Genomic DNA, 12,563 nt, shown 5'->3' on the forward strand with positions numbered 1-12,563 from the left:
TTCTTTTGCGTTAAAAAGTTAATTTCACTCCAAAGTTAATAGTTCTGTAAGCAGGATAAGAGTTCAAGTCTAATCCTTGTGCAATAGCACTACTACCATTGGTACTAATATCGGGGTCGAAACCTTGGTATTTAGTGAAGGTAAGCAAATTTTGAGCTCCTACAAACATACGCATTGTTTTAAGAGTTTTCATATTCCATTGACTACCTGTGAAGGTATATCCTAACTCAACATTGCGCAATTTTACGAAATCGGCATCTTCTACAAAACGAGAGTTTACATAAGAACCATATTGCAATTTGGCTGTTTTTTGATAACCATTACGAGGTACACTGTTAGAAGCGTGCGCTTTTGTCCAACGGTCAGCTGAATCTGAAAGGCGGTTATTATCTTCCAAATAAATACGAGTTAAGTTAAGCATCTTGGCTCCTAATGAGGCTTCAAAGAAGAAAGAGAAGTCAAAACCTTTATAGGTAAAACTATTGTTAAGACCTATGATAGTTTTAGGAATACCAGTCCCCAATACGGTACGGTCGTTTTCGTCTATTTTACCATCACCATTGAGGTCTTTAAACTTAGGGTCACCAGGTGCTGAGTTAGGCTGTGGTGCATAAGTTTCACCTTCTTGAAGGATACCATCGAACTCATAACCATAAATAGCACTGAGAGGTTCTCCTTCTTTGAGCATCATATATTCTTTTTCGTCATAAGAACCGTGAGGACGTATATACTGAAAACGTGGTTTTCCATCGTTGAGTTTCAATACCTCACTGCGGTTATGAGAGAAGTTAAATGCTGTAGTCCACACAAAATCGTTTTTATTGATATTGGTAGATTTGATAGCCACTTCAAAGCCTCGGTTTTCAATCTCACCATCGTTTACCATCATTGCGGTATACTCAAAACGGCGACCGTCATTCACATAGTTAGGGAAACCTCCTGAAGGGTGAATAGGGTCAGGGTTTAACAAGTCGTGAGTGCGTTTGATATAATAATCGAAGCTGGCTTCTACTCTACCAACCACTAAATCGATACCGGCATTCCATTGTGCAGTGGTTTCCCAGCGGAGTTTTGGATTGTAGGGATTAGAAGGATACATACCTTTAGAGTTCACATCATTACCAATATACACATCGCGTACAGAGTATTGGTATTGTGACAAACCAAAGCGGATACCATCGTTACCACTAAGTCCATAGCTAGTGCGCAATTTGATACGAGAGAAAAGAGGTTTAGCAAATTTCATAAACTCTTCTTCACCTAAGTGCCAAGCGATAGACCCCGCAGGAAATATACCCCAACGATAGTCAGCTCCAAACACTGATGAACCATCGGCACGAACTGAAGCGTTGATAATATAACGGTTATTGAAGATGTATTCGGCACGACCGAAAACAGAAGCTTTTTTGATTGAGGATTCACCTGAACCTATCCAATCTAAGTGTTGGGCAGCTCCAATATTTTTGAAAGAGAATACATCGGAAGCAAAACCATAGGCTTGCACTTCATCTCCTTTACCTCTTTGATAAATATAGGAAGTACCTGCGGTTACTTTTACATCGTGTTTACCTTCCATTTTAGGGTGATAAGTAGCCACACCTTCTATTTGGTGTTTTACGTTTTCTTCGTGACTGAGAAATGCTTGTCCTTTGTAAGACTGACCTATAGAAGTAGAACGGTCATAATACTTTTCAGTTTTTAAATGGTCATAAGCATAGGTATAACGACCATTGATAGTAAGTGAAGGCAACAAATCAATATCGGCATAGGCGGTTGCATACATTGTATTAAAATGGCGATAGAGTTGTGCTCCGCTCATTTCTTCGAACACAGCAGGACGACGGTCTTTAGTTCCAAACACATCGAAACCTTCTTTATTTTTCCAAGGTTCCAAATTAAAGATACGATACATAATATTTTTATCAGAAGAGACTGTACCCATATCTAAGAATTTCTTTTTAGATTTGGAAAAACTCATATTAGCACCCGCTCTTACTTTCGGACTTATCTTGTACTGCAAATTAATGCGTCCTCCATACCGATTATAATCGGTATTGAGCAGAATACCAGGTTCGGTAAGGTAGTTACCTGACATAAAAGCGGATAAGCGGTCAGTACCTCCTGATACAGAAAGTTGATGCAATACAGTAAAGGCATCGTGAGTGGTTTCTTTGAGCCAATCGGTACCTTTACCGCGATAGGTAGCTTGTTGAGCTGTCCATTTGCCATAAGCGGCATCTTGGGTTTGTTCATATAAGCGACGGGTAAGTGCTATGGTTTCTCCAGCATCGAGCAAATCCCAAGGATTATACATATTCTTATAAGAAGTTTGGTTAGAATACTCTACATTAAAGCTACCTTCTTTACCTTTTTTAGTAGTAATAAGGATAACCCCGTTAGCACCACGAGCTCCGTAAATAGCGGTAGTAGAGGCATCTTTTAAGATTTCGATTGATTCGATGTCGTCTATACTGATTTGCGACATATTATCTGTTTGGAATCCATCGATTACATAAAGTGGTTCGTTATCGGCACTTACTGAAGAAGCACCACGCACACGGATAGATACATTACCACCAGGCTCGAGTGAGTTTTGGCGCACTTGTACTCCTGAGGCACGACCTTTTAACATCTGTGACATATCGGCTACTACCCCTGCTTTTACATCATTGGTTTTGATGGAGGTAATAGCACCTGCTAAATCACGTACTTTGGTAACGCCATAACCTACGACCACTACTTCGTCTAACTTTCTTTGCTCTTCGGCAAGAGCAATATTCAAAGGTGAAGGTGTATTGGCGGTTACTTTTACATTTTGAGTTACATAACCCATAAATGAGACTTCTAAGGTTTGCCCTACCGATACCTCTATGGTATACTTACCGTTCATATCGGTACTGACACCCTTACTAGTTCCTTTAATTACTACCGAAGCACTCATTAGGGGCTCTTTGGTAGTAGCATCGCTGACAGTTCCACGGATAGTGCGTTGTTGCGCATAGCTCCAACTCACTAATAAGAACAACAGAACTGATAAAAATAGATTTCTTTTCATACAATGGTTGTTTGTTCGTTTGTTTTCGTATGGTTTTGATGGTTCAAAAGTACAAAATAGTTGAAGAAATGGGGGTTTAAAATCGTCTATAAAAGGTTTAAAATCGTCTAATGAGTTTTAAGATATTCATAATCAAAGGCTAAAAAGAAGCTCTAAGAAAGTAATAAAAAGAAAAATAGCCTATAACAAATAGAAAAAAGATAAAAACAAAAGAATAAAAGATAAAAAAAGCCCCCAAAAAGAGGGCTTCGCAATTTAAAAATATATTACAATGCCGAGAAAAATCTCGTTATTTTTATCCACACTTACAATCAGTTTCTCCTCCACAACTTTTCTTTTTCTTTTTAAAAAAAAGTGTTTTTACGAGATAGCCTACTGCTATAACAACTAATATATAAGCGATGATTTCTTGTGTATTCATAGAAATATCTATTTATTGAGTAATTCAAAAGCTACATTTATTTGTGCTTCTACCGCTATTTTGCCTATTGCTAAGGTGTCGTCGTTAGCTTCTGCTCCGCTACTACCTAAGCTCACTTTACTGGATCTGAAAGTAGGTTGTACATCGTTAAAGTTTGATGAAAGTTCTTTAACAGCAATGGCTTTGCCTATATTTTGGTCTAAACTTACCGCATAGAGTAGTGCTTTTTTACGAGCATCTTCAATGGCAGCTACACGAGCGTCTTGTAAATGCTTTTCTTTATTCTTCACATCGAAACTTACACTGTTGATACGGTTTACGCCTGCATCGAAAATAGCGTTCATTAAACTATCGTATTTGCTAATATCTTCTAATTTGATAGTAATATTTTGTAAAACGCGGTATTTATTAATCTTGTTATAATCGTCTTTATAAAGTGAAACATAGCTGGTTTGGAAGTTTTCCTTTGGCAGTTCTTTACTCAAAGTCTCCAAGACTTTGGCTACTTCTTCACTGTTTTTTTGTCGCAAATTTTTAAGGTCAAGTCCTTCTCTTTCTATACTGATGGAGATGTTTACGACATCGGGGGTAACATATACAATGCCTTCACCCACCACTTGCACTGAAGGCGTTTGGGTTTGTGCTATTGCCATTGTAGAGACCAATGAGAATAATAAAATGTACTGTTTCATATGTTTGTTTTTAGTTTATTATATGCAATTTATATGCCAAAGGTGCGAGGTTGTAGCACGACAGGCAGGCGGATAATTTGGAAATTAGCTAATGGTTAATGATTAATGATTAATGGTTAATTTGGGAGAGGACTATATAAAGCTTATAGGATAGATGAATGAAGAGTGGTTCTACAGTGGCTCTACAGTGGCTCTACAATGAAGACTAACCAAAGATTAACTGAATACTAAGTGAATACTGATTGAGTTTAGAATGTTACTAATAGCAATCAAGGGTTGAATTAACCTATTGATTATAAATATTCCCCTTACAATACCTTTCTCTCGCTGGTTATCTTCAAAAAAAGACCGTACAAAGCACACGAGGAGGTATAAAATTAGCAAATGAAACAGAAAATTAATTGAAGAAGCTCGGAGGCACGAGCTACAAGAAACGCATTAGCGGAGGGATTCATTTAATTCACGGATTTTAGTAACAAGTTGCTTAGGTTTTACAAAGACATTCTTCAAAAGGATACTGTAAATCAGAATTATATATAGAAATGATATTAACTTTTAATTTTGTATGTTTGCTATAGTAAGAATTTTTCCTATTAGCCTATTTGTTAATTATTTTGTACCTTTGCCCCCTCGATAGATAAAACAATGAACACACAACAAAAAATCATCATTTATAAGACCGAAGACGGCAAGGTGAAAATCTCGCTTTTTGCCAAAGACGGCTCGGTGTGGTTGAACCAAAATCAGCTTGCTGACCTTTTTGACACCTCTGTTCCTAATATCAGCATGCACATATCTAATATACTAAAGGATAATGAATTATCTACAAATTCAGTTATTAAGAATTACTTAACAACTGCCTGTGATGGGAAGAATTATGAAGTTACTTTTTACAGTTTGGATATGATTCTCGCTATTGGATTCAGGGTGCGTAGTAAGCGAGGAGTTCAGTTCAGGCAATGGGCAAACCAGTACTTGAAAGAATTTATGGTGAAGGGATTTGTGATGGACGATGAACGGCTGAAAAACCCCGATGGGCGACCTGATTATTTCGACGAATTACTCGCCCGTATTCGCGACATTAGAGCTTCGGAAAAACGCTTCTACCAAAAAATAAGAGACTTATTTATGCTCAGTAGCGATTATGATAAAACCGATAAGGCGACCCAGATGTTTTATGCACAAACTCAAAATAAAATTCTATACGCTATCACAGGTCAAACGGCTGCTGAACTGATTGTCAGTCGTGCTGATGCTTCGCAAAACAATATGGCACTTACCTCGTGGGAGGGAAACATAGTGAGGAAAGGGGATATTTACATAGCTAAGAATTACCTTACTGATGATGAGATTGATAGCTTAAATCGCTTTGTAATGGTATTCTTGGAATCGGCGGAATTAAGAGCTAAAAACCGACAAGACATTACTATGGATTTTTGGCGTGAGAACATCAATAGGATTATTGAATTCAACGATAAAAAAGTACTAAAAGGCAATGGTTCGGTGAGCAACGAACAAATGAAAACGATAGTGAGAAAAGTGTATGACGAGTTTGAAGTGAAACGGAAACAATATGATGCTCAGCAAGCTGACTTAGAAGATTTAAAAGAAATAGAAGAGTTAGAAGCGCATATAAAACTGCTAAAATAAACAAATGAAAACCAAAGAGATACTTATAAAGGGTGCGAAATTGCACAACCTTAAAAATATAACTGTAGGAATTCCTCGTAATAAGTTAGTGGTGATTACAGGACTTTCGGGCTCGGGTAAATCATCATTGGCGTTTGACACGCTTTACGCCGAAGGACAGCGCCGTTATGTGGAGAGCCTATCGTCGTACGCGCGTCAGTTTTTGGGTAAGTTAGACAAGCCCAAAGTAGATAATATCATAGGAATTGCGCCTGCCATTGCTATTCAGCAGAAAGTAAACACCTCGAACCCACGTTCTACTGTGGGTACTTCTACCGAGGTGTACGACTACTTGAAACTACTCTTTGCTCGTATCGGGAAGACGTATTCGCCAATCTCGGGACAAGAGGTGAAAAAACATACGGTTACCGATGTGGTTGATGTGGTGATGCGCTATCCCGAAGGCACAAAACTGTTGCTTTTAGCCCCTGTGAGTATCCCCAAAGACCGTACCGTAGAGCAAGTGCTCAAACTCCTATTACAACAGGGCTATGCACGCATTCTATACAAAGAAGAAATCATTCGTCTTGAGGAAGACAACTTGCCTAAGAATCTCGACAATTTCCAATTGGTAATAGATAGGGTGATTGTGCGTCACGACGAAGACTTTCAGCACCGCCTTGCCGATGCCGTAGACACGGCTTTCTTTGAAGGGAAGGGTGAATGCTATATTCAAGAAATGGACGGAGTGGTACAAACGCATTTCAGCAATCGGTTTGAGTTGGACGGTATCACTTTTTTAGAGCCTAACGTACACTTATTCAGCTTTAACAACCCTTATGGAGCTTGCCCAAAATGCGATGGTTATGGTGATACTATCGGACTTGATGAAGACCTTATCGTACCTAACACAGGTCTTTCGGTCTACGAGAATGCTATCTATCCTTGGCGTGGCGAGACGATGAGTTGGTTTCGTGACCAATTGGTGAATAATGCCTATAAGTTCGATTTCCCGATACACAAGCCTTGGTTTGAGCTCACTGATAAGCAAAAACAATTGGTTTGGGACGGCAACAAGTATTTCACAGGACTCACCGATTTTTTCAAAGAGTTAGAAGACAAAAGTTATAAAATACAAAACCGAGTGCTCTTGGCACGCTATCGCGGAAAAACGCGTTGTCACGAATGCCACGGCAAGCGTTTGCGCAAAGAGGCTAACTACGTGAAAATAGCAAGCAAAAGCATTTCGGACTTGGTAGAATTGCCTATTGAAGAACTACAAGTCTTTTTCAAAGAACTCAAACTCACCGACTATGAGCAAGAGGTAGCCAAACGATTGCTTTTAGAAATTAACAACCGCTTGCAATTCCTCACCGATGTGGGCTTAGGTTACTTAACGCTCAACCGAAAATCGAATACGCTCTCAGGGGGGGAAAGCCAGCGCATTAACTTAGCAACCTCGTTGGGTAGTAGTTTGGTAGGCTCTATGTACATACTCGATGAGCCCAGTATCGGTTTGCACCCGCGCGATACCGAACGACTGATAAGCGTACTAAAATCCTTACGCGACTTGGGCAATACGGTGATTGTGGTGGAGCACGACGAGGATATTATGAAAGCTGCCGACCATATTATTGATATAGGTCCTGAAGCCGGTACGCACGGTGGCGAAGTAGTAGCGACAGGCACTTACGATGAACTCCTAAAAGCCAACACCCTTACGGGGAAATACCTTAGTGGGCGCTTAACAATTGAAGTACCCAAAAAGCGACGTACTTCGCCTCACTACATTACTTTGGTAGGCTGTCGCGAGAACAACCTTAAAAATATAGATGTTACCTTCCCTTTGGATATGCTCACCGTAGTTACAGGGGTATCGGGTAGTGGAAAATCGACTTTGGTGAAAAAGCTACTCTATCCTGCTATTCAGAAAGAATTAGACTTAGGGGGAGAGAAAATCGGTCAGTTTACTAAGATAGAGGGCAAATACAAGCACTTGCAAAGTGTGGAGTTTGTAGACCAAAACCCTATTGGAAAATCCACCCGTTCAAATCCTATTACCTATATTAAGGCTTACGACGATATTCGCGCCCTCTTTGCAAGTCAGAAGTTGGCAAAGATGCGCAATTTCCAATCTAAACACTTCTCATTCAACGTTGATGGGGGGCGTTGTGAAGTATGTAAAGGAGAGGGTGAAGTAACTATAGAAATGCAATTTATGGCTGATGTGCACCTCACTTGTGAGGCTTGTGGAGGCAAACGCTTCAAAAAAGAAGTGCTTGAAGTGATGTACGAAGGCAAAAACATAGATGACCTGCTGAACACTACTATTGACGATGCCGTAGCCTTTTTCCAAAAGCACAAACAAACCAAAATAGCCGAAAAGCTAAAACCTTTGCAAGATGTAGGTTTGGGGTATGTAACACTGGGGCAATCCTCCTCTACTCTATCGGGTGGGGAAGCCCAACGGATAAAGTTAGCGTCGTTTCTATCGAAATCGGACAGTAAAGAAAAGGTGCTTTTCATCTTCGATGAGCCTACTACGGGGTTGCACTTTCACGACATTCGAAAGCTCTTAGACTCGCTACAAGCTCTTATAGAAAAAGGGCATTCGGTAATTATTATAGAGCACAATGTAGAGATGATAAAATCGGCTGACTACGTGATAGATTTAGGTTTAGAAGGCGGTGCCAAGGGAGGTAAGCTCGTAGCGACAGGCACGCCCGAAGAAATCGCTAAAAACAAAAAGAGCTACACAGGAAAATACTTAAAACTGAAATAAAAAAGAGTTCGGTATTCTTACCGAACTCTTTTTTATTGATAATCCTAATAATAAACTACGCTTGACGAAGTTGCTTTTCCAAAGCAATAGCTTTAGGGAAAAGAATATTGTTTTCGAGGTGAATATGACGATTTAAATCGGTTTCAAACTCTTGCAACATTTGATAGGTTACCTTGTAAGTATTACAAGCGTCGGCAGGAGGCGTATAGTTATTGGTAAGCTTTACTATTTCCTCGAAACGCTCACCTTCTGCACTGTGTTCGTGCATCATCATTGCAATAGGGTTCTCTACCGTACCGAAAGGTATATCGCCAAGAGGTTGCCCTGATTGTTGTGCTTTTACGAGGCTTTCGATAAAAGGGAAAAGCACTCCTTCTTCTTTTTTAAAATGCGACTCGAGGTCACGAGCACTCTCATTAAAAATACGATTGATTTCAAAGAGTTCAGGATGACGCTCGCCGTGCACACGACATAGCTTATCGAGAAACTGCAAAAGCATAGGGGTTTTGTCGCGCACGTATTGGTGATGAATGCGCACAATATAGTTAGCAAGCAAGTCGAGAGGCCAATCGCGTACATCGACCTCGTTACCATTGCCTTTGGGGAGCGCTTCTAACTCACTGATAAGTGCGTTTTTCTCTACTCCTTTTTTCTCACAGGCTTCGTCGATAGTACGACCTCCTTTGCAGCAAAAATCAATACCGTGTTTTTTAAATATAGCGGCAGTGCGAAAATCGTCGGCTACGATTTCGCCAATGGTTTTGTTTGTTGTTATACTCATAATGATTTAATTTGAGAGGGCAAAGGTATGAAAAATATTTGGATAATAAAAGTGTATTATATCTTTTTTGTTTGTTATACAAATACTATCTCTTAGAAATAAAGTAGTTTTTGCTTTTAACATTCCTTTTACATTAACAAATATTTAAGACCTTCATTTTAACATTAAGAAGATGCTTAAATCCTTTTATCGTTCTAAAATGAATAAAGGAAAAGGTAACACAATAGCTTTTTTATAGGGATTTTGGGCGTTTTAAAGAAGATAATATTGTCTTAAAAGGGCAAAAATAAAACTTTAACATTCTTTGCGTTATTCTCGGGATTTTAACATTTTCTTTGCGTTTTATCTGTTAAAAACGGTTTTTTAACAGATAAAACGCAGTGTTTTTAAAGATTTAGTGTGTAATTATTAACAGTAAAATAAGAATTTCAGCGACGATAGTTATATTTTTTTGCATATTTTTTTGAATATTTTTTGGTAGTTACATTTTTTAACGTATCTTTGTGCCATCAAAAAAGATAAGAGACTTTTTCATAACCAACAACAAAGAAATAAACGAACTACAAGTTGTGTATAAAAACAAGAATGTAATTGTAAACAAAAAGTTTTTTTCATAATTTTTATTTTTAAGTTTTCTTTTTTATTATTAAATTCAAGAGGCTTCTAAGGGGTTAGAAGCCTCTTTTTATTTGAGTCGTAGCACGACAGGCACTTTAAACTAAAAAGTGAAAACTATGCCTCAGAAAGTAGTAGCACGACGGACAATTGATTTCAGAATTGGAGTGCTTGAAAGATTATACATAAAAAACCGTTATAAGCTATACTTATAACGGTTTTTTATAATTATTATTTTAAATATTTATTCTTATGGGATAGGATATGGTGTATAACCATTGTTTTGTAATCCTCTAAAATTAGAGGTTAATTCACCACTCCAAGCTGTTTTATAGGCTTGTATACTTGAAGCTGGCACATATAGAACTAAGTTTTGAGCTGTTCTTATACCGGCAAAACTACTATCAACAACAGGAGGAGTTGTAGCTCTACAAGTTACTTTTACAAGGCTTGTACCTGAAAAAGCAGCTCTTCCTATTTTTTGTAAAGTAGCAGGAAGGTCTACTTCTTTTAATTGTGTATTTTGATCGAAAGCTCGTTGTCCTATAATTTTCACATTAGACATTTCTACTCTACGTAAATTGAAAGTTCTTTGAAATGCGTTTAATTCTATTTCTTCTACATTATTTAAGTTGATACTTTCCATCACGCTTTGATCTTTAAAGGCTTCTGTAGCTATTTTCTTTACATTTGCAGGGATAATAACTGCTCCTGTAAGTGTTACTCCAGCTTTCACACCTTTAAGTACATCTCCTTCGATAATAAAGTTAGAGGTATCTACTTTGCTTACTGTAATAGTTAGGCTAAGTTCACGACCTTTACCGTTATCACCATCACTATTAGTGAGTTTAAATGTAAAAGTACCCTCTTTTTTACCTGTTACTTTTATACCTGTAAAATTACCATTAGAAAGTTCTTTTCCTACACCGTCTAATTCTTTTGCATACTCAACAGTGGCAATATCATTATTTACACCTTCGAAAGTAAAGGCATTGTTATAGATATTGGCTAAATCAATACGTTTGGTTTGCCCAACTCCTACTTCACCGCTTTGTACTGCAAGGAAAGGAGCTCTTACGTGTACAATAAAACTTCCTTGGGGAAATTCACCTTTGTCATTTTTCTCACCTGCGGTATCTTCAAAGTATACTTCACCGGTTAGTCCCTCGCCTATTCCTTTTACAAAAAATCTATTACCATCTTTGCGTACTTTTGCCAAAGCGGTAGATGTAGATTCTATATTTACTTTATCTATAGTACCATTGTATTTTTTGAGCAAATTGGTAACTTCTACTTCTTGGTCTCTATCAACAAATACGGTTTTACCCAAAACGGCTATACCTCTATCTGTTTTCATTTCGTCTTTTACAGTTACATTGATATAGGCAACTCCATCACCGTTTTTACTTTCTATTTTCACACGGGTTTCGCCTACTTTACCGCCTACTTTTTTGCTAGAAATAATAACATTAATATCTCTTCCCATATTGGCGATAGCCACGTCTACATCTTCAGATTCGGGCTTTTTGATACCGTCGGGGGCAGTTACTTTCACGGTTGTTTGCCCTCCTAAGTTAAGGGTCACAGCCGTTTTCTCTAATATGATATTAGAGTCTCCCTCTTTATCGTCTTTTTTGCAGCTAAACAGGGTTGCTGAAGCCAACACTGCTAAAGCTAACATCATTAGTCTAGTTTTCATTGCTAAATACATTTAATTAAATTTCGCTACAAAAATAGGTATTTTTACAATACAAAACAAGCTTTTAGAGATAATATTATCTATTATTTTGTGTTATTTGTAACATTTTACACTTAAACATCTGATAATCAGGTAACGTTATAAGAATTTTATTACAACAAAATTATTGTTTAATAAGAGAAGTATAGATTAAACGTACGAGGTTTTCTTTAAAGAAAATCAAACAAATAGGTAAAAGTCTTTTCAATTGACAATTGATAATTGATAATTGATAATTGACAATTGATAATTGACAATTGATAATTGATAATTGATAATTGACAATTGACAATTGACAAATGTGATGTGCACGGAACTACAATGGTTTTATAGTGGTTCTACAGTGGCTCTACAGTGTGGTTCTACAGTGGCTCTACAGTGGCTCTACAGTGGCTCTACAGTGGGTCTACAGTGGGTCTACAGTAGGTCTACAGTGGCTCTACAGTGGCTCTACAGTGGCTCTACAATAACGATTAATTAAATTATAATCGAACATTAATTGAGTTTATAGTGTTTTAAGTTAATGTGAGATTGGTGTAAGAAAAAAGTGTAGCTTACGCTACAGAAATTTTACAAATCTTAAAATAATCAAACAAATAGGTAGCAAGCCTGGAAGTCTGGCGTAGATTTCACGGAACAGTAATGAATAAATTGTAACTGACGTTAATTATGATGCATAAGATAGGGGATAAAACTGATAACACCAAAATAAGCCAATAATACCAGAAGTGAGGAAATGAGAGAATGAGGAAATTAGCAAATGGGGAGTGTATAAGATAAAAATAAAAGGCAAAAGATAATAAATAAAGTGAAGGAAAATACAATGACCATTACAGCTAGGATAGCAATA

At 37.7% G+C, this 12,563-nt stretch carries 8 protein-coding genes; 3 read left to right on the forward strand and 5 right to left on the reverse strand.

Annotated elements, in window-relative coordinates; translation table 11 throughout:
• Nucleotides 1-10: 10 nt before the first annotated feature.
• From HMPREF1320_RS04860 to HMPREF1320_RS04865, 3 genes are all read right to left on the reverse strand, one after another.
• Nucleotides 11-3,055 carry a SusC/RagA family TonB-linked outer membrane protein gene (locus HMPREF1320_RS04860; protein ID WP_009417674.1) on the reverse strand — a complete coding sequence of 1,015 codons (3,045 nt, stop codon included), beginning with the start codon at nt 3,053-3,055 and terminating at the stop codon, nt 11-13.
• A gap of 295 nt (nt 3,056-3,350) precedes the next feature.
• A complete protein-coding gene (locus tag HMPREF1320_RS11105) occupies nt 3,351-3,476 on the reverse strand; it encodes a FeoB-associated Cys-rich membrane protein (RefSeq protein ID WP_009417601.1) in 126 nt (41 codons plus the stop codon).
• Nucleotides 3,477-3,484: 8 nt separating this feature from the next.
• Nucleotides 3,485-4,168 (reverse strand): SIMPL domain-containing protein, encoded by a 684-nt coding sequence (locus tag HMPREF1320_RS04865; RefSeq protein WP_002675347.1) that lies wholly within the window; start codon nt 4,166-4,168, stop codon nt 3,485-3,487.
• Between the two features lie 645 nt (nt 4,169-4,813).
• Between HMPREF1320_RS04865 and HMPREF1320_RS04870 the strand changes: the two genes are divergently transcribed.
• The gene (locus HMPREF1320_RS04870; RefSeq protein ID WP_009417637.1) at nt 4,814-5,818 is read left to right on the forward strand and encodes a virulence RhuM family protein; all 1,005 of its coding nucleotides are present in this window, start codon (nt 4,814-4,816) and stop codon (nt 5,816-5,818) included.
• A 4-nt stretch (nt 5,819-5,822) separates the two neighbouring features.
• Nucleotides 5,823-8,579, forward strand: coding sequence for an excinuclease ABC subunit UvrA (gene uvrA, locus HMPREF1320_RS04875; protein WP_009417639.1), 2,757 nt, complete (start codon nt 5,823-5,825; stop codon nt 8,577-8,579).
• 55 nt (nt 8,580-8,634) lie between these two features.
• On the opposite strand, the gene ric is transcribed toward uvrA, so the two are convergent.
• Nucleotides 8,635-9,360 carry an iron-sulfur cluster repair di-iron protein gene (gene ric, locus HMPREF1320_RS04880; protein WP_009417691.1) on the reverse strand — a complete coding sequence of 242 codons (726 nt, stop codon included), beginning with the start codon at nt 9,358-9,360 and terminating at the stop codon, nt 8,635-8,637.
• 865 nt (nt 9,361-10,225) lie between these two features.
• Nucleotides 10,226-11,686, reverse strand: coding sequence for a leucine-rich repeat domain-containing protein (locus tag HMPREF1320_RS04885; RefSeq protein WP_009417650.1), 1,461 nt, complete (start codon nt 11,684-11,686; stop codon nt 10,226-10,228).
• 331 nt (nt 11,687-12,017) lie between these two features.
• Between HMPREF1320_RS04885 and HMPREF1320_RS11520 the strand changes: the two genes are divergently transcribed.
• Complete coding sequence (locus HMPREF1320_RS11520; protein WP_198006260.1) at nt 12,018-12,194, forward strand: hypothetical protein; 177 nt, start codon at nt 12,018-12,020, stop codon at nt 12,192-12,194.
• The last annotated feature ends 369 nt before the right edge of the window (nt 12,195-12,563 follow it).

This window comes from Capnocytophaga sp. oral taxon 335 str. F0486 (assembly GCF_000277665.1).
Lineage (GTDB): Bacteria > Bacteroidota > Bacteroidia > Flavobacteriales > Flavobacteriaceae > Capnocytophaga > Capnocytophaga ochracea.